15 protein-coding genes are annotated in these 18,243 nt (G+C 69.3%); 4 read left to right on the top strand and 11 right to left on the bottom strand.

The window, feature by feature from the left end:
- The first annotated feature begins 28 nt into the window (after positions 1-28).
- Positions 29-214: a hypothetical protein gene (locus ACWCPM_RS28450; RefSeq protein WP_450979116.1), complete on the top strand. Its 186-nt coding sequence runs from the start codon at positions 29-31 to the stop codon at positions 212-214.
- 150 nt (positions 215-364) lie between these two features.
- On the opposite strand, the gene ACWCPM_RS28445 is transcribed toward ACWCPM_RS28450, so the two are convergent.
- A complete protein-coding gene (locus ACWCPM_RS28445) occupies positions 365-898 on the bottom strand; it encodes a CbrC family protein (protein WP_450979115.1) in 534 nt (177 codons plus the stop codon).
- Between the two features lie 607 nt (positions 899-1,505).
- Positions 1,506-1,919 carry a hypothetical protein gene (locus ACWCPM_RS28440; RefSeq protein WP_450979114.1) on the bottom strand — a complete coding sequence of 138 codons (414 nt, stop codon included), beginning with the start codon at positions 1,917-1,919 and terminating at the stop codon, positions 1,506-1,508.
- Positions 1,920-2,442: 523 nt separating this feature from the next.
- On the opposite strand from ACWCPM_RS28440, the gene ACWCPM_RS28435 reads away from it, so the two are divergent.
- Entirely contained in the window at positions 2,443-3,543 is a 1,101-nt protein-coding gene (locus ACWCPM_RS28435; RefSeq protein WP_450979113.1) for a hypothetical protein, read from the top strand.
- Between the two features lie 252 nt (positions 3,544-3,795).
- Here ACWCPM_RS28435 and ACWCPM_RS28430 read toward each other — a convergent pair whose 3' ends face one another.
- Positions 3,796-4,422, bottom strand: a complete 627-nt coding sequence (locus ACWCPM_RS28430) for a TetR/AcrR family transcriptional regulator (protein WP_450979112.1) — start codon at positions 4,420-4,422, stop codon at positions 3,796-3,798.
- Between the two features lie 216 nt (positions 4,423-4,638).
- Between ACWCPM_RS28430 and ACWCPM_RS28425 the strand changes: the two genes are divergently transcribed.
- Positions 4,639-5,499: an MBL fold metallo-hydrolase gene (locus ACWCPM_RS28425; protein ID WP_450979111.1), complete on the top strand. Its 861-nt coding sequence runs from the start codon at positions 4,639-4,641 to the stop codon at positions 5,497-5,499.
- 230 nt (positions 5,500-5,729) lie between these two features.
- On the opposite strand, the gene ACWCPM_RS28420 is transcribed toward ACWCPM_RS28425, so the two are convergent.
- The gene (locus ACWCPM_RS28420) at positions 5,730-6,344 is read right to left on the bottom strand and encodes a DUF6000 family protein (protein ID WP_450979110.1); all 615 of its coding nucleotides are present in this window, start codon (positions 6,342-6,344) and stop codon (positions 5,730-5,732) included.
- 619 nt (positions 6,345-6,963) lie between these two features.
- Between ACWCPM_RS28420 and ACWCPM_RS28415 the strand changes: the two genes are divergently transcribed.
- Positions 6,964-10,296 (top strand): S8 family peptidase, encoded by a 3,333-nt coding sequence (locus tag ACWCPM_RS28415; protein ID WP_450979109.1) that lies wholly within the window; start codon positions 6,964-6,966, stop codon positions 10,294-10,296.
- A 424-nt stretch (positions 10,297-10,720) separates the two neighbouring features.
- On the opposite strand, the gene ACWCPM_RS28410 is transcribed toward ACWCPM_RS28415, so the two are convergent.
- From ACWCPM_RS28410 to ACWCPM_RS28380, 7 genes are all read right to left on the bottom strand, one after another.
- The gene (locus ACWCPM_RS28410) at positions 10,721-11,491 is read right to left on the bottom strand and encodes a DUF3152 domain-containing protein (protein WP_450979108.1); all 771 of its coding nucleotides are present in this window, start codon (positions 11,489-11,491) and stop codon (positions 10,721-10,723) included.
- 422 nt (positions 11,492-11,913) lie between these two features.
- On the bottom strand, positions 11,914-12,627 hold the full coding sequence (locus ACWCPM_RS28405) for a hypothetical protein (protein WP_450979107.1): 714 nt from the start codon (positions 12,625-12,627) through the stop codon (positions 11,914-11,916).
- Positions 12,628-12,643: 16 nt separating this feature from the next.
- Positions 12,644-13,144, bottom strand: coding sequence for a SigE family RNA polymerase sigma factor (locus tag ACWCPM_RS28400; protein ID WP_450979106.1), 501 nt, complete (start codon positions 13,142-13,144; stop codon positions 12,644-12,646).
- 234 nt (positions 13,145-13,378) lie between these two features.
- Positions 13,379-14,581: an ABC transporter permease gene (locus ACWCPM_RS28395; RefSeq protein ID WP_450979105.1), complete on the bottom strand. Its 1,203-nt coding sequence runs from the start codon at positions 14,579-14,581 to the stop codon at positions 13,379-13,381.
- A gap of 167 nt (positions 14,582-14,748) precedes the next feature.
- On the bottom strand, positions 14,749-15,483 hold the full coding sequence (locus tag ACWCPM_RS28390; protein ID WP_450979104.1) for an ABC transporter ATP-binding protein: 735 nt from the start codon (positions 15,481-15,483) through the stop codon (positions 14,749-14,751).
- A complete protein-coding gene (locus ACWCPM_RS28385; protein WP_450979103.1) occupies positions 15,480-16,934 on the bottom strand; it encodes a peptidoglycan-binding protein in 1,455 nt (484 codons plus the stop codon). Before ACWCPM_RS28385 ends, ACWCPM_RS28390 begins: the two co-directional genes overlap by 4 nt.
- Positions 16,935-16,954: 20 nt before the next feature.
- Complete coding sequence (locus tag ACWCPM_RS28380) at positions 16,955-17,893, bottom strand: hypothetical protein (protein WP_450979102.1); 939 nt, start codon at positions 17,891-17,893, stop codon at positions 16,955-16,957.
- Positions 17,894-18,243: the final 350 nt, after the last annotated feature.

Raw genomic sequence — 18,243 nt, 5'->3', positions numbered from 1 at the left:
GGTCGGGGTGACCGTCACCTTGTCACCGGTGATCAACGTGATGACACGTTTGGTGCCGGTGCCTCCGGCGGAGGACACCGTGGTGGGATCCGGTGTGGAAGACGGTGTGCCGGCCGAGGCGGACGGTCCGGTGGCCGTGAACGCCACCAGTGCGGCGACAGCCGCTGTCAGCCCGCGTCTGCGGGGCGGAGGCATGCGCAAGGGAACCTCGTGAGCTTGAAGTGCATGAGACCCACGCAGTCACTCACTCTGACGCAATGTTGTGAAGACAGTGCGTTGGCGCTTCGACGCCATGTCACAAAAGCGCCACCTCATGTGGGCGTGGCTATCTTCACAGGGAAAGGCGCGTCAGGGCTGGGCGTGGCTATGAAGCGTCGGCGTAGGCGAGGTGGGTGCCGCAGACGGTGCAGCGGAAGAGCATGGCGCTCGTGCCGTGCCCGAGGTGGGTCAGGAAGCTCTCGACCTGGGATGCCTCGCGCCGACCGCCGATCCGTAGGTCAGTTCGGAGCTGGTCGAGTGCGTCGGGGTGGGCGGCGAGATCGGTGTGACCGACCTCGGCGATGAAGGCGGCCGCGTCGTCGCAGTGGACGAGCCAGCGCGGATCCTGCCAGGCGTGGAGGCCGGGGCTGCGGTGGGTGACGTGCTCCAGAGTCTCCTCGCTGACGCCGTCGAACCCGTATGAGTCGGTGAATTCACCTTCGAACCGTTCAGCGGCGCTGCCATCGGCGATGCACCAGGGGGAGAACTGCCCGTTGACGTCCTGGGCTGTATAGAAGGTCGCGGTGTAGATCCACCCAGTACTGCGCGTGCGACAGGCCCAGGTCTCGGCGCTCTCGCTGATGGATCCGCTCGCGACGGGATCGGGGTGGTAGCGGAAGGAGGGCAGTTCGGCGCTCACTGATGAACCTGCCTGTGCACCGCGGGAGCCGCGTCGACGCGGGTGGTCCGCGCGTTGGTGGGCATGCCTGTGAACCTCATGGGTCGCACTCTGTCCGCAAGGAGTCCCGTGATCAAGCCGCGAGTTCCAACCACCGCTGGTTCAAGGCAGGTAGAGGCGTTCATACTCGCGTACGGCGTGAAAGCGCCCGTAAGGAATCGAGGTTCGCCGTGGGACGCGAGGGCACGCCATCGCAGGACGGCCTCGGCTCCGGGCAGGTCACAGCGGGCGCCGGTGACGCAGAGGCGGTCGGCGATCAGGTGGTGAACGGGCGCCTTCGACCCCGACAGCGGCGATCGGCCGCCGCTGTCCAGCGCGACGTCGCAGTGGAACTCATCGAGGTGGCCGGTCAGGTAGCAGCGACAGGCATCGACGGCCCTGCCCCGGGCGGCTGACAGGTGTGCCCGCTCCGCCTGCGCGGTCATCTTGACGGCGGTGTGAACGGTGTGGCCACGAGAGGGTCGCGGTCAGACGGTCGGCCGCTCAGGCTTCGGCCTCGGTGGTGCCGGGTTCGTGGAAGGCGTGGCGGCGGCCCAGACGTCCTCCGCACAAAGCCGCCTCGTCGCGATCACGAGGTCCCGGGGCCGGCCTCTGGCCCCGGGGCGGGATATCCGATCTGCGAAAGATCCTCATCGAGATCGGCGAGCTCGACATCCGGGTTCAGTGCGGACACGACGCTCCGGGTGAGCGGTCGCAGCGCGTAGGCGTGACGAACGGCCTCGATGTCCACCGCGACCTCGTAGCACTCCTCCGCGAACTGCTGATACGCCTCGGGACGGCCATCGGTCAGGACGTCGAACAACCATTCCGTGCTGTCGCCGTCTTCCACTCCCGCAGGAACGGCCTCGATGGCCCCGGCCCTCCACTCGGAGTCCGCCTGTTCACGCCAGAAGCACACGGTTGCCCGCGGTGTCCCCTCCCGCTCGCTGAACGCGGGCTCCGCAACGTGGTGGAGAAATACCGTCGGCACCCCGTCGAACAACCCGGGCCACGGGACCGGAGGCGTGACCCGATACGGGCTCATCGGCGACTCGTGACGGCAGCACGATCGGGGCGGAGCTGCACCCTGAGGAGGAGGATCGACTCAACTCTCAGCTGCCACAAGCGACTTGTCAGCACATTCCGGCCCAGGCACCACGCCCGGACAAGGACGTGGTTGGGGCACGCGCCGTGTTGCTCCCGCACGTCTGACTCCAACACTCGCGACAAGCAAGGTCGGCACCACCGTCCGCTGAGCCCTTCATGGACAGGCCAGGGGATCGTCGTTTCTCGGAAGCGCTCGTCAACTGCGGAAAGTGCGGCTTGGATTGCTGTTGCTACCTGCTTCGGCAAGCGTGGGCAATGCTGCCAGTGCTGACTGAGCCCTCTTGTCGGCCGGTTGGGTAGGGGTGGCGCGCCCTCACCGTCTGCCCTGTCGGCGTTGCCGTCAGTGTGCTGTGTCATCATGCGGTCGCGGTGCGGGGGTGCGGGCCGCTGCGATGGGCTGATGGTCAGGGGGGTTGGGTATGGGTACGGATTCGGAGCCGACCGGCTCGTCCAAGTCGGACGAGGAGTGGGAGCGGTTTGTGCGTGAGTCGGTGGCGGGGGTCACCGACGCGCCCACGGAGCCGTCGGCCCGGGCCCGCGAGGTGACGGGCCGGCTGCGTACGGAGCCCGGCCGCCCAGACGGCTGGCGCAGCTACACTCCACCGCGACCCAAGCGGCGCACGGCCTGGTACGCAGCCGGATTGCTGGCCTCGCTGGTGCTGCTGGCGCTGGCGCTCGCCCCAGGGCGCATCGTGGACCTCTTCGCAGGCGACGCACCTGCCTCCCCGCCGCTGGCAGCCGAGACCGCCCGCCCGACCCAGGCACCCTCGGCAGGGGCGGCTGAACGCCCCACCTTGGACGAGCCGTTCCGCGGCTCGCCGGCGGCACGCTGGGCGGGCGGAGCAGCAGGGATCACAGTGCCGGAGGCCAGGGCGGTCGGCTGGATGAGTGCGGCCGAGGTCGAACGTGCCCTGGCCCACAGCCGGGACTTCCTCGTCGCGTCCAGCCTGGATCGCGGGGTACTGCGAGGCGAGCGCCCAGAGAAGGCGATCGCGCTGATCAACCCGCACCAGAAGGACGTCCAGGAACTTCTGAGGACCGCCTTGCGAACCCCGGACGAGACGAACGACCCGCTCCTCCTCTTCAGCCGCTTCCAGCCCTCCCGCACCCAACTCGTCGGCGACGTCGTGAAGACCCGCGGCCGTCTCACCTACCGGGAAGGCGAGCGCGGCGCGCTCCAGGTGAGTGCCGACGTCACCTTCGTCTATCCGGTCACGCGCGTGAACGCGGGCGGTGACGACGAGATCATGCGCACGATCGTCCGACGCGAGCTGGTCCTGAGCTGGGACGATCCCGACAAGGTGATCACAGAGCCGGGGACGTTCTCCATCGTCTCGTACAAGTACGACATGACCAACGGCGGCTGCGGCACCCCCACCGGCTACCTCACCCCGCCGTTCGGCACAGACGGCACGGCGGACGAGGCCGACGGCGCGGCGGTCGACCCGTACGACCGCAGCGCGCCGGTCGGGCAAGGCGATCCTTCCGGACAGGAGTGCCGGAGGGCCACGCGATCGTAGCGGGCGGCGACGGGGCACGGGCGCCGGCCAGTGGACGACGCCGATCACGATATCGAGCGCGCCATGACAGCCGCACGCCAGGCGCAGTCACGGCCGACTGGCGGTTCCGCGCTCACGGTCCGACAGTGATGCTCACTGGCCGACGAGAGCCTTGAGTCACACGTCGGCGTACGGTGGCTGACCGGGAATGCCCAGGATATTTCGGGAGGACGGGGCAGACCCGGGTCCAGTCACCGATGGAGGCAACTGGGTTCAGTGCTCCCGGTCTTCAAGGCAGGCGAGCGTGGCGTCCAGGCCCGCGTCGGGCGCAAGCCGGCGCGCGGCACGGAGCGCTCCGGACAGCAGGTCGACGAGCGTGTCGACCAGCACGTCGACCGTGAAGGGGCGTCCGCCCAGCAGCCAGTTCAGGGTGAGGTCGTCGACGGCGGCGGCGAACGCCCGCATCGGCAACTGGACGGCGGGCGCCTCCGCGTCGAGATCGAGCAGGCGGCAGAGTTCCCGTACCCCTTGCCGACGCGTCGACTCGAAAGCCTCCCAGGCCACTTCGGTGGCCCCTGCTCGCCGCAGGATCAGGTGGACCGCCAGCCCTTCGTGCAGCGCGAGGAACTCGGCGTGTGCACGAAAACGTTGGCGAAGACGGGTGACGGGCGGGGCTTCGCCGGCGACGCCGGCCCCCTGCGCGGTCCGGAGCCGGGCGTCGGCCTCGTGCACCACCGCGACGTAGAGGCCTTCCTTGCCGGCGAAGTGGTGTGACAGCAGCCCTTGCGCGACCCCGGCGGACCGGGCGATCTCGCTGACGGTGACTGCGGCGTAGGGCCGGTTCGAGAAGGCGTCGAGAGCAGCCGTGAGGATCCTTCCGCGGGTCGCCTCGGCGGCCATCTGCCGCCGGGTCGGCGGTTTGTCGCTCCCCGGCTGCGTCACGGCTTTCTCCAGGTGGTCCAGGTGAATCGCGGTGCCAGGGTAGCGCAAGGGTGATCACGGACGACGGTCGATCTCCGCACGAGAAGTGATTGAATTCAATTCATTGAATTGAGATCAGCGAAAAGATAGGGTCCGAGCATGGGACCAGGACCTTGCGGAACAGGAGCCGGCCGGATGAACGCGTTCACCATCGGTGACATCGCCATCACGAAGATCACCGAGTTGGAGTCGACCGGCGACACCGAACTGATGCTCCCGGAGGCCACTCCGCGGGCCGTGCGGGCGGTGCCGTGGCTGCGCCCCGACTTCGCCACGGAGGAGGGCCTGCTCAGGACCAGCGTCCACGCCCTCGTGGTGGTGACGCCCACGCGGCGGATCCTCGTCGACACCGGACTGGGGAACGACAAACAAGGGCGGCCCGTCCCCGCGTGGAACGGCATGACCGGGAGCTTCCTGCGCGACCTGACCGAGGCCGGATTCCCACCCGAGACCATCGACACCGTGCTGTGCACACATCTCCATGTCGATCACGCGGGCTGGGACACCAGATGGGTCGAGGGGTCCTGGGTTCCGACGTTTCCCAACGCCCGGCACCTTTTCGTCCGTGAGGAGTTCGCGCACGCCCAGGCTGCTGAGGGCCACGGAACCGACGAGCTCTTCGCGGATTCGGTGACGCCCCTGGTCGAGGCCGGGCTCGTCGACCTCGTCGCGGCGGACGTACGCATCACTCCTGAGATACGGCTGATTCCGACCCCAGGTCACACCCCGGGTCACACGAGCGTTCTGATCGAGTCCCAAGGAGAACGGGCCCTCATCACCGGTGACTTCATCCACCACCCGGTCCAACTGGCGCACCCCGAGTGGACGTCCGCCGGAGACCACGATCCTGACCTGGCGGTCGCGACCAGACGCACGATGCTCGACGAACTGGCAGACACCGGAACGCTGCTCATCGGTACCCACTTCCCCGGGCCCACCGCGGGGCATGCCGTCTCTGACGGCGACGGTACATTCCGCCTGACGCAGATCCACTGACGCCTGCGGGCCGTCAGACGGCGCGGTCCCTGAGGAGACGAGCGACGCACCGGCGCCCGCGTCCGTTCCCGTCTGAACTCGCTGACGAGAGATGGCATGTGCCGCGGCTTCCCCTGGACCAAACGGCCCGGGCGACGACCGCAGGACGCGGCCTCGAATTCACCGGAGCGGCGCATCGAACTGCCCTGTAGATCAGAGCGAATGAGTCCAGCTCGCCGAGAGCGGTGACGTCAACTCGTCTTGGCGCACTCATCCACGACGGCGCAGAGCCGACGCATCAGGCTCAGGGAAGACGGGGACGGGTCTGTGCTGCCTCGCATGTGAGGCGCATCCTGCAGCCACCGTTGCCACAGGGAGCCGGGGCCCAGGAATCGGGCAGCTTGGGCACCCTGGAGATTCAGGTCGATGAACAAGAGAGCGCCCATGGCGACCGTCTGGTCGTACGCGAGGTCGGGTCGGCGGAGATAGCGATCAAGGTAGGCGACCAGTAGTTCAGAGTCGTGCCGTGTTCCGAAACTTGCCAGGGCCACGCAATAGGCCAGACCAGCGCAGCAGACCTCGCTGGCCAGCAGCAGTTCCCCGAGACGCTCTCGGAACTCGGTTCGGCCAGAGACGGCCACGAGCCATGCCGCAGTCCTCCGCTCCCGCCATCCGCCCTCAAGAAGGGTGGCGATCTCGGCCGCGGTGATGGCTTTCGAGTCCTCGCTCAGCCTTCGCACGAAGCGGTCGTACTCAGGACTCCGCATGCGCAGCAGGCTGCCGCTGAGCTTCAGGTAGCGCCGCTCGGGCATGACGTAGCGGCGGACCAGAGCCAGCAGTTCGGGATCCTCATGGGCGTGGCGCATCACAGGGCTGATCCTGCCCCGCTGACGGGCAACGGGGCCACCTCCTTGCTATTCCTGGAGTTGCCCGGTCCAGCGTGCGGGCCTCGGAGTCGAGGACTCCCGCTGGGCACGGGCGACTCGTATGCCGCGATCCTGGTGGCCCTGGAAGGACGGTGCGTGGTGGATGCGCTGCCGTGATGCGGCCGAGCGAATTCGACCACGGTGGTTGCGTCCGTGGAAGTGGTGTACGGGCTCCCGCTGGATCCGGGCGTTCGGCCCGGCGCCGGAGTGAGGGTCCGGAGATGAGAACGGCCACCGGCTGATCCTTCCGCGACAGCTTGCCCGCACCCTCGCGTCCAAGTCCACGGTGTCGCGGGTCATCGACGGCGAGCCACAGTTCTCGGCCCGCCCGGATCCATCCGGCGGGCGCTTCTGCCCTCCCGGGCCCCACCGTCGAGTTCGTCGCCAGTCGAAGTCGTTCGTCCTCTTATCGCCCCTGGCGGAGAGGTGACTTGTCGCCGGTTGGACACGCGGGAGGTGCTGACCTACGCCCTTGGTGACGCCACGCTGGCCGCCCATGAGACATGTGACCGACAGGGAGCGTCCGAGGGTCCACAGATCCCGGCCGCGGTATGTGGCGGTGGCCGCTCTCGCAGCGCTGCTGGCAGGGATGACCGCCACTCCCGGTGTGGCCCACGAGGCCGACCGGACCGCCGAGCAGACCGACTCGGCGACTCGGAGCAAGGGCGCCGAGAAGCCCCGATTCACTGGGCGGCACGTCACCCTGATCACGGGTGACCGGGTCACTGTGGAGAAGGACCCGGCCGGCCGGGAGAGTCTCTCGGTGGAACCGGCCAAGGGCCGCGAGCACATCAAGTTCCTGAAGCGTCAGGACCGTGGCGAGTGGACGGTGATACCCGTCGACGCGCTTCCGCTGCTGACGGCGGACCGCCTCGACAAGGCCCTGTTCAACGTCTCGGCCCTGGTCGAGGAGAAGTACGCGGACCGGGCGAGCCTGCCGCTGATCGTCGAGTACGCGGGGGCGGCGGCCTCCGCCGAACGCCGGCTGACCACGGCCGGCGCCGACAAGGTCCGCACCATCTCCGGGACCCCGTTCGCAACCCTGCGCGAACACCGCGACAACGCCGCGGAGTTCTGGAGGAGCATCGCCCCCGCCGAGGCCGGCGCCGGGGCCTTCGGGGCCGGTGTCCAGCGGGTGTGGCTCGACGGCCGCTCCAAGGTCCAGCTCGATCGGACGGTGGCGCACATCGGCGCGCCACAGGCCTGGGAGAAGGGTTACAAGGGCGACGGGGTCAAGGTCGCGGTGCTCGACACCGGTTACGACCCGAACCACCCTGATCTCAAGGGTCTCGTCGTCGAAGCGGCCAACTTCACCACCGAGCCGAACACTGATGACACTCACGGCCACGGCACCCATGTGACCTCGACCGTCGCGGGTTCCGGCGCGGCCTCCGGCGGCGCGTACAAGGGCGTGGCGCCCGGTGCGCGGATCCTGTCCGGCAAGGTGTGCACCGCGAACGGATCGTGCGACAACTCCGACATCGTCGAAGGTATGGCCTGGGCGGCCGAGCAGGGCGCCAAGGTGATCAACCTGAGCCTTGGCGACACCGACACCCCGGAGACCGACGTCATCGAGGCCATGGTCGAGACCGTGACCCGTGAGCACGGTGTCCTGGTCGTGGCCGCGGCCGGCAACAACGGTCCCGGCAAGGTCAACTCGCCCGCGTCCGCCGAGGGCGCGCTGGCCGTCGGCGCCACCGAGATCAACGACGAGCTCGCCTTCTTCACCGCGCTCGGTCCCCGGGTGGGCGACTCCGGCCTCAAGCCCGACCTGGTCGCCCCCGGTGTCGGCGTCGTCGCCGCCAAGGCGGGCGGCACCACCGCTGACGACGGCTACATCGGCATGTCCGGCACGTCGATGGCCACGCCGCACGTCGCCGGTGCCGCCGCCATCCTCTTCCAGCAGCACCCCGACTGGACCCCGGAGCAGGTCAAGCGTCAGCTGATGCAGACCACGACCGGCGGCTCCGAACGCGGCGCCTACCATCAGGGCGCCGGACGCGTCGACGTCGCGCGGGCGGTCGGCCAGCAGGTCACCGCCGAGCCCACCGGACTGTCCTTCGGGCAGATCCGCTGGAACGACGGCGGGCGGCCGCCGGTGAACAAGACGCTGACCTACCGGAACCCGGGCAGTGAGCCGGTCACGCTCGGCCTCGGGCTCAAGGCGAGCTACCCATCGGGCAAGCCCGCACCGGCGGGTCTGTTCCGCCTCAGCGCCGACAAGGTCACCGTGCCCGCGCACGGCACCGCGGACGTCACCCTTACGGCCACCCCGGAGATCGCCACGACCCCTGCGGCGTACAGCGGTGTGGTCATCGCCTCCACCGCGGACGAGTCGATCTCGGTGCGTACTCCGCTCGGTATGGACGTCGAGCAGCCGGCGTACGACCTCCGCCTCAGTGTGAAGGACCGCTCGGGCCGAGCCCCCGACCACGCCTACCTGATCGTCAACTCGAACGACCGCCAGTCCTACGAGGTGGAGCTGCACGGCAAGAGCGGCACCGTGCTGAGGCTGCCCAAGGGCAAGACCTACTCCGTGGGCGGCTTCCTCTTCGACGAGGCGTACACCGAGGGCACCATAGTCGGTGTGCCGGAGGTCGTGATGACCACCGACCGGGTCGCGGCCATCGACGCCCGGCAGGCCAAGCCCGTCACCATCTCGGCCCCGAGCCGCTCGGCCCGGATGCTCTCCAACGAGTTCGGCACGATCGGCCTGTCCGACCACCTGTTCTCCGTCAACATGCCCGGCGCGATCGGCGGAGACCGCGTCGAGGGCCTGTACGCGGCGCCGAGCGCGAAGGTCAAGAACTCGAAGTTCACCTACCTGGTCAGCAGCATCTGGGCTGAGCCCGCCGCCGACGGCGCGAACCCGTCGTCGGTCTACTACCTCACCAGGCCGGTACACGGCGGCATCCCGGCGGACCCGTCCTACCGGCCCCGTACGTCGGAGCTGGCCAAGGTGACCACCTCGTTCGCCGCCACCGCACCGGGGACCACCGCATACCGCTTCATCTACATGCACGTCGACAACGTTCGTTTCGCCTCGCACAGAATGGACCGGCTCCCGGTCCCGAACCGGCGGGTCGACTACTTCTCGGCGGCCGACGGCCTGCGCTGGCAGACCGCCTTCGACCAGTGGAACATCTTCGACCCGAACAGCCCCCGCGGACAGAGCTACCTCGGCACCCTGCACGGCTACAAGGCAGGCGCCAGGGTCGAGGAGCGCTGGAACCAGGGTGTGCAGGCCATGGGCTTCTCCCCCGAGGGCGTGGACATCTACCGTGAGGGCGACGACATGTGGTTCGCCATCCAGGACGCCGCCAACGGCAACCTCGACCTGGTGGCGGGAACGTCGACCGGCAGCAATCCCGAGTACGAGCTGCGCCGCAACGGCGAACTGGTCCCGTACCAGTGGGGCTACGCGGCGGTACCGACCGACGCCACCCCGGCCGACTACCGCCTGACGTTCCAGCAGAAGCGCGACCTCTCCCCCGTCAGCTCCGTCTCCACGGACCTGCGGGCGGAATGGCGGTTCCGGTCGCAGACCGCGACGGAACGCAAGGCGCTGCCGCTGTACGCCGTGCGCATGGCGCCCGAGCTGGACGAGTGGAACCGGGCCAAGGACGGGCGCAAGTTCGACATCCCGGTCCTGATCCAGCGCGCGGTCGGCGCCACCGAGTCGTCGATCCGTACCTTCACCACCGAGGTCTCCTACGACGGGGGCAAGACCTGGCGGACGGCCAAGGTCAAGGGCTCCGGCATGAAGCGGACCGTGACCGTGGACCACCCGCACCGCTCCTCGGGCGGCTCGGTCTCGCTGCGCACCTACGTGAAGGACGCCGCGGGCAACTCCTTCAAGCAGACCGTGATCAAGGCCTACCTCCTCAAGTAGACACCACCAGCAGTGGGGGCCCGCCGGAACCTTCCGGCGGGCCCCCACTGCTGTTCCCGCGTCACAGGATGTTCGCGGCGAGACCTGGCCGCGACCATGACGAGGCCGGCTGTCCTCTACCTACCGTGATCGCTCCTGCGCTGACTCCGTCGACGCTGTCCGCACGCGCGCCGTCAGACGATGCCTCTGGAGCGCACGCCGATGTCCGAAGGGCAGTGACCCGTGCCGCAAGGCGAAAGGGGAGTGCCGCCCGCCGCCGGTCCGGTCATGCGCCCGCACCCGCCCGTGTGGACGCCTCAGGTGCTCACCTCGTCGAGCGGCAGCCGATTGCCAGGTGGTTCCGCCGAACAGACGGGATCAAGCGGCGGCGAACACGGTCAGCAGGGTGTCGATCTCCGCCTGCTGGTCAGCCGGCACGGCAACGTCAGTACACGGTCGGACCCGAGATGTAACCGCCGTCCGCATCGTACGGCCAGGCATTCGACAGACAGCCGTTCAGCCCCTTGATCTGCTGCATCATCACCGGCGCGAGCCGCCCCGGGCCTGAGCAGCCCAGGTGCGTGCGCATACCGATCTCATGGCCGACCTCATGGTTGATGATCAGGTGACGGTATTCCGCCGGAGTGCCGTCGAACTGCGGCGAACCCTGTGCCCATCGGCGCAGGTTCACCACGACACCTTCGGATGTCTCACAGTTCAGTTCGCCCCGGGTGTCGAGACCCTGTGCCAGGCAGAGCCGGTCTGCGGTGGCGGGTGTGGCGATCTTGATGGTGAAGTCGGCTTGGGACGGGACCAGTTGGAACGAACCACGGCCATGGGCGGCCCAGCTGCGCTCGTGGGCGAGGATCGTCTCGATCTCCGCTGCAGCCTCCTCGGCCGATATGTCGATGCCGTCCTCGACCTGCACGCGGTAGCGGCGCAGCGGACCCGAACCCACCGGACTGCCGGATGACTGTGCCGTGGTGAACGTGCCGGGTCCCGCGACCGGAATCTCGGGCGTCGGCGCCGACGCCGGCCCAGAGCTCCTGGCCGGATGTGACGGCTTGAGTGAGGGGCTCGTGGAACGCCTGCTCTTCTGGGACGGAGACGGCACATCCGGCACCGAAAGCGCTTGGACACCCCCGGCCGCCGTCTCGGCGCCGGGCTCGGTGGCGTACCGTACGGCCAGAGCGCCTCCTCCGACGATCGCGCCCACCACGACCGCGGTGAGAGCGATCCGGCTGCCGAGGGAGCGGTGAGAGGCTCTGCGGCGACGCTTTCCCTGCCTGCTCCGACGTGCGACTCGGTTACCCACGGCGATCCACTCCGGCAGGATCGCCCTCGCACACGCCGTTGACGTGGTCCGGCAGCGCCGCATCTTTCTCGTCGGCCGCCGTCGGCGAAGCGAGCACCCCGGCGACGGCGGGAGCGGACGAGGTGTGCCCGTGTGGTCCGACCATCGGAAATATCACTGCCTTTTCAGAGGGAAGAAATACGAACGCTGCTTCAGCCATGCGCAGACGTCGTTGACAGATCCCGCGTGCGCTCGCGGCGTGATCGCACGCGAAGGCACGCCACAGGTGCTGTCGGCGCGCCGGCGGTCGCCGGAACCGCCACAGCGCAGGGGCCAGGGTGCGGCTAAAGAATGACGCCCTTGTCGAGGATGGAGATCAGCACGGAGCCGGCCTCCGGACTGAGCTCGCCCACACAGGCCAGACCGGTGAGCACGGCGTTCGGATGCTGATCGCCTCCGGACCGCTGCACCTTGTACATTTTCGTCCCGGCCAGGGATCGGCAGGCGGGAGAAGGTGCGACCACCTGCGGCGCGGTGTGGCGCCCGGCCTTGGCTGCCGCCACTGGGTCGTCCTCGACCTGAAAGGCTACGAGGGCTCCGAGGGTGCGGCCGGAGACAGGCAGGCAGTCCGGGTCGCTCCAGTCGTCCGGCCGGAGGTCGGGGCACGACTTCGTCGGCGTGCTGAGGGGACCGGTGGAGATGAAGCGCACGGAAGAGGCTCGGTCGCGCTGTGAGGGGACGGTGAGCTGGCTCCAGTGCGGTGGAACGGGCAGTTGCAGGCCGTAGAGGTTCTGCAGGCTCGTCGGATCCGGTGACGAGGTCGGTGCGGCCGCCGGACCGGCTACGTCGGCGGTCCGGTCCGGAGCAGCCAGTTGCTGTGGCAGGAACACGGCCGCCAGCAGTGCCAGTGGCACCGCGGTCGCCGCGACGCGCAGCCGCCGGGTGCGGCGGAACCGGTTGCGTACCGCTGCCATGCGGTCGGGCGGTGCCGGAAGATCGACCGGTCGATCCAGCAGCGCTGCTCGGAGCGTCTCGATCTCCGGCCCGGGCTCGTCCATGCCGTCACTCACCTGATCACCCCCGCAGACCGACGGTACTCGGCAGCGCGCCACGCAGCGTACGCAGGGCCTTGGCCGACTGGCTCCTGACCGTTCCGGTAGAGCAGTTCAGCAGCGCGGCGGTCTCCTCGACGCTTCGGTCCTCCAGATAGCGCAGCACCACCACGGCCCGCTGGCGCGCCGGCAGCCGTCGCAGCGCCTCCCGGACCGTGCGTTCGAGATCCACTTCCCCGTACCGGTCCCCCGGCACCGCGGACTCGGGCAGCGACTCGTGCGGTACCTCCCCGCGCCAGCGCCGCCGCCACCAGGAGGCGTGCACGTTGATCATCACCCGTCGCACATATGCCTCGGGGTGTTCGTCTTGGATGCGCCGCCACTTCGGCCAGCTGCGGGCCAGGGCGGTCTGCAGCAGATCCTCGGCGAGGTGCCGGTCGCCGGTAAGCAGCCAGGCCGAGCGAAGCAGTCGCGGTCCGCACTGGGCCACGAACTCCTCGAACTCCGTCCAACCGCTTCGCATGCCGTCCTCGTACCGTGTGTTCCTGTGCGCCGGGTGCTCTCACACAAACTGAACCGTTTCGGGCGCCCGAGATGTTGCCCGCTATGGCGCACCTCACAGAGTTCCGACGCCCGGAGTCCACTCCGACCGGCAGAGGCGCGAGGGGTCCCTGAAAGCCTGCCGCGGTCTCCGGATCGCGATGCGCCGGCACCCGTGCGCGCGCTCGGCGGCGCGTCCGGGCCTGTGCGTAGCGGGTCACGAGGCTGCCCGCAGTGCGTCCACGGGTTCCATCCGGGCGGCGCGCAGTGCGGGATAGAGACCCGCGAGGAGTCCGACGAGAGCCCCGGCCACCGGGGCGCCGAAGGCGAGGCGCAGGTCGAGCACGGGGGTCCATTCCCTGACGCCGGCGACGCAGACCACTGCGACGATGCCGAGGGCCGCGCCGATGACCCCGCCCAGGAGGCCGATCATGGTCGATTCCGCGAGGAACTGACCTGCCACCTGGCGCCTGGACGCGCCCAGGGCGCGCCGTAGCCCGATCTCGCCGGTCCGTTCCACCACCGTGACCAGGGTCACATTGGCGATGCCGATGGCCCCGACGACGAGCGAAACGAGTCCGAGCACCAGGAACAGCCCGTTGACGTCGCCCTGGACGCTCTTCCTGGCTTTGGACAGATCCGGCGGGGCGACCACGGTGAGTGCGTCCTCGTTCCCGGGGGACAGGGCGATCGGCGCCTGCCGGGCGACCTGCTGGGCGGCACCGACCGAGGTGTTGACCAGGACCTGGGTCACATGCGCCAGGTCCATCCGGTCCGCCGCCGTGGTCGGCGGCAGGATCACCGACGTGGACAGGCGGTGCTCGCGCTGGATGCCGCCGAGCACGCCGATCACGGTGAAGGAATGGCCGCGGAAGAAGACGGCGGGCGCGTGCCGGAGGTCGCTGATGCCGAGCAGCCGGGCTGCCTGGTCCCCCAGGACGGCCACCCGGTCGTGGCGGTCGATGTCACCCACGTCGTAGAAGCGACCGCTGAGCATCGTGCCGCGGACCGCCTCGGGCAGGCCGGGGCCGGCTGCGACGACCGCGAGGGTCTGTGACGTCAGCTCCCCCGGAGCGACGACGTCGTTGGCCCGCACTTGTACCTGAGCGGCGCCGTCGGAGTCGGCGAGCGCCTCGGCCGACACGACTCCGGCGAGGCGTTCGACCGCTTCGACGCCTGCCCAGTCCACCAGTGGCGGGCTGTCCGCGCCGGGGCGCTGCGGCGGCACCCTGACACTCACCGAGGTCGCCGTGAGGGCGTCGAACCGGCCGACGATCTGGTTCGCCGCCGTCGATGCCACCCCGATCGTGATGACCAGGGTGCAGATGCCGAGTACGGTGCCCAACGTCGTCAGTGCCGAGCGCGCGGGGCGGGCGAGTACTCCCGCCAGCGCTTCCGACCACAGGTCTCGAGGGTCCATCCGCGGTCGCCCTGGCCGGTCGCGGCGGCGACCCCGTCCCGCGCGGTCGGCTTCCGCGCCGTCCGCTTCCCCACCGTCGCCGATGTGTACGGACGACGGGCGACGGTGCTTCGCACCGAGCCCGAGCCGCCGCTCCCCCGAATCCCTGAGGGAACGGATACCACTCCTCATGCGCTCTCCTGACCGAGTCGGCCGTCACGTATGCGCACCCGCCGGGTCGCGCGGCGGCTGACGTTGTCGTCGTGGGTGATGACCAGCAGTGTCATGCCCTGCGACTGCAGTTCGTCGAAGAGCGCCAGCACCGACTCGGTGTTCTCGCTGTCGAGGTTGCCGGTCGGTTCGTCGCACAGCAGCAGGGCCGGCTCACCCATCAGGGCACGGGCGATGGCCGCACGCTGACGCTCGCCGCCGGACAGCCTGCCGGGCAGGAATCCGGAACGGTGCCCGAGACCGACCCGCGCCAGGTTCTCCCGGGCCCGGGCGGCCCGGGTACGGCGCCCCCGGCCCGGCCGGGGAGCCCGGTAGGCCTCGGCCAGCATGACGTTCTCCTCCACGGTCCGGTACGGCAGCAGGTGGAAGGACTGGAAGACGAATCCGATACGGCTTCCGCGCAGAGCGGTGCGTTCCAGGTCGCTCAGGGCGTTGGTCAGCACCCCGTCCAGCCAGAAGCTCCCCGACGTCGGCCGGTCGAGCAGGCCCAGGGTGTTCAGCAGCGTGGACTTCCCCGATCCCGAGGGGCCGACGATCGAGAGGTGCTCTCCTCGGTGGACCGTCAGGTCCACGTCCCGCAGCGCGCGCACGGGCGGTTCGGCGTCGAAGGTCCGGCAGACCGCGCGGAGTTCGATCACGCTGTCCGCGTCCGGTGGCTCCTCGAGCGGGGCCGCCGCGGTACGTCGCCTCATCGTCCGACCACCACCTGGTCACCCACGTCCAGCGAACCGCTGTCCGGGGTCACCTCGACGAGTCCGGCGGCGGCGATTCCCACGCGGACGGGCACGGTGACAGTCCTGCCGTCCCGCCGCACCTGTACCCGGGCCTTCCCGTCGGTGGACGTGCGCACCGCCGCGAGGGGCACCACGAGGACCGACTCTTCGGAGGCGCCCACCTCGATGGTCACCTTGGCGGACCCACCCGATTGGTTCCGCAGCGGCCCGGGATCGGGCACGGAGATCTCCAACGGCACGGGAGCCGTCGGGTCGGCCGGGCCCGATCCGTCCCCGGCCTCACCGCCGGACTCCTCGTTCGTGCCGGCCTCCTGGCCGTCCCCCGAAGCGGCACCGCCCTTGTCATCGCTCCGGTCACTGCCCTGGCCGGCGCTCGCACCGCCGATCCGTGACACGACACCGCGGACCTCGCGGCCGTCCGCCGTCTCGACTCGCGCCGCCATCCCCTCGCGCAGTGCGGCGCCGTCCGCTCCTGGCACCGTGGCCTGCACCACCACGTCGGAGGAGGTCACCGTGACCACCTCACCTTCCAGGGAGCCGCCGAGTCCCACCTTGACCTTGTCGACACGCACCGGAAGGTCGGGCAGGAAAACCACCTCGCCCGCCGGGACTTTGGTGCCGTATGTGGCTTCGAACGCGTTCAGCGCCGCGTTGGCCTGGTCCAACTGCTGTTGGGCGGCGCGCAGTCGGAGTTCCTCGGTCTCGCCCGACTCCGGAGGGGACGTCGTGCCGCCTTCCGTACCGCCGTCTTTGCCGCCGTCCGAGCCACCGTCTGTGCTGCTCCCGCCCGACCGCAGTTCAAGCAGGGCCAGTTGAGCGGACGAGACCGCCGCCTCCAGATCGGCACGTTGTTGCTGATCCGCGACACCAGGGCTCTGCGGCGCGTACCCCTTGCTCTCGTACCAGCGGCCGACGGCTGCCGCGGTGCCCTCACGGTAGTTCCCACTGACGGCACCAGGGTCGTGACCGAGCCTGCGCAACGCACTCTGCAACTGGCGGACGTCGTCACCCGAACTGCCCGGGCCGAGCAGGCGGTACATCGGTACCGGGCCGCGCAGCACGAACACCGGGCGGCCGCTGACCTGCATCAGGACACTGCCCTCGGTCAGGGTCTGCCCCTCGGTCGGCAGTTTGGTCACCCGTTGCGCGATCCCGTCGTCCCCGGAGGAACCCACTGGACCTGACAGCGAGATGCCCTGCGGTGCTCCGAACTCCACCGTCCCCTGGGCCACCACGGTCGCGGTCAGTTTCTGCCGCGCGACCGCGACCGTCACTGAACCGGCCTTCGGCGGCTGGTGCGCGGCCGCGGCGTCGGCGGGCGACTGCATCTGCGTACCGGTGACCCAGCCACCCACGCCGACTACGGCCACCACACCGACGATGATCACGACCTGTCTGCCACGGCTCACAGAACCGCTGCGGACCCGGCTCATCCGCCGACTCCGACGAAGGGGTTCTTGGCCAGCTTCGGGAAGTACGCGGCCCGGAACTTCTTGCCGCACTCCAGATCCGCCAAAGCGACGTTGATCTCCTGAGCCAGCTTGGCCCTCGCGGTCTCCTTGCTCATCTTGTCCACATTCTCGCCCTGGCCGTTCACCGCGAACTTCACCATGTCACCGATGGACGTCGGCTGCGTCGTGGTGACGGTGATCCCCTCGCCGCGCAGGCAGGAAGCGAAGTCCTGGGCCAGCGACACCAACTGCGGGTCTCCGTCGAGCGCCTGCTGCGCCGCTCGGTCCGCGGCCCTGGCGGCGTCCGCTTCACGGGCACGTTCGGCCTCGGACTTCTCGGGACCGTACGCCTTCACCATCGCGTCCGTGTGGCAGCCCGGGAGCTGCGTCTTCTTGCCGTCCACCAGTGCCACCTCCCCGAACGCCTTCTCGTAGGCTCGCTGCTGGGCCGGGGAGAGCGAGTCCCGATACGCCTGGTCGGGACTTGTGTCGTACTTCTCCGTGTACGCCCGCGAGCCCATGGCATTGGCGTCGTTCGGGTAGACGACCCGGGCGTAGGTGACGCCGTACCCGTACTTGGCCCGGTACTCCTTCGCCAGCTCGTAGTCCTGACCGTCGAACGGGAACTGCTCTGCTTCGACGCTCGCCACGCGAGGTGTGTAGGTGAAGCCCTTGCCCCGCATACAGGCGGCAACGGCGTTCTGGTAGAGGTACTCCTTCTTGGTCTCCTCGTCGATGTCCTGAGGAATCGTCAGTTCACCGTTGGCGGCGGTTGCCGGAGCCGACGGCGAGCCTGCCGCGGAGGCGGCGTCGGGTGAGGCATTGCCGTTCTGGGAGCACCCGGCGAGTACCAGCACACCGGCAGCGGCAACGGCAGCGCCCGGCAAGGCAGCGCGCATCTTGAATTGAGAAGTCACGTCGTTCCATCGTGTCGAGCGAACATGGCCGTACGGGCGAAACACCCCGTCGACTGCTCAACCCGGTGGGCTCCCCTTCAGAGCAGAGCCTCCGAACGGAAAGTGACACACATCACGCTTCCGGATCAGTGGTGCGGACCGCATCCATGGTTGATCCGCTACTGGCGTGCCTTCCACTGCTCGCTGGTCTTTCGCACGACCCGGTCGCGACCCGTGGTGACCACCGCGCCGCCGGGTCCGCGATCCAGACACGTGACGTTCGCCGAGGCAGTCACCCGGCGTGACCCACGACGGGAAGTCGTTGCGGAGACGAGTCTCTGCCTCGTCACGGCGCGCGTGTGAGGCAGGGG

The sequence above is a fragment of the Streptomyces sp. NPDC002309 genome, assembly GCF_053593375.1.
The sequence above is the reverse complement of the archived record's forward strand: the minus strand, read 5'-3'. Positions and strand labels throughout refer to the sequence as shown.

What these genes read in the sequence shown, in the direction of transcription:
- ACWCPM_RS28425 (WP_450979111.1), top strand. Translation starts at nt 4,639, where the DNA reads ATGAACGCGTTCACCATCGGTGACATCGCCATCACGAAGATCACCGAG.
- ACWCPM_RS28430 (WP_450979112.1), bottom strand. Translation starts at nt 4,422, where the DNA reads ATGGCCGCCGAGGCGACCCGCGGAAGGATCCTCACGGCTGCTCTCGAC.
- ACWCPM_RS28400 (WP_450979106.1), bottom strand. Translation starts at nt 13,144, where the DNA reads ATGCGAAGCGGTTGGACGGAGTTCGAGGAGTTCGTGGCCCAGTGCGGA.
- ACWCPM_RS28405 (WP_450979107.1), bottom strand. Translation starts at nt 12,627, where the DNA reads ATGGACGAGCCCGGGCCGGAGATCGAGACGCTCCGAGCAGCGCTGCTG.
- ACWCPM_RS28390 (WP_450979104.1), bottom strand. Translation starts at nt 15,483, where the DNA reads ATGAGGCGACGTACCGCGGCGGCCCCGCTCGAGGAGCCACCGGACGCG.
- ACWCPM_RS28435 (WP_450979113.1), top strand. Translation starts at nt 2,443, where the DNA reads ATGGGTACGGATTCGGAGCCGACCGGCTCGTCCAAGTCGGACGAGGAG.
- ACWCPM_RS28395 (WP_450979105.1), bottom strand. Translation starts at nt 14,581, where the DNA reads ATGGACCCTCGAGACCTGTGGTCGGAAGCGCTGGCGGGAGTACTCGCC.
- ACWCPM_RS28420 (WP_450979110.1), bottom strand. Translation starts at nt 6,344, where the DNA reads ATGCGCCACGCCCATGAGGATCCCGAACTGCTGGCTCTGGTCCGCCGC.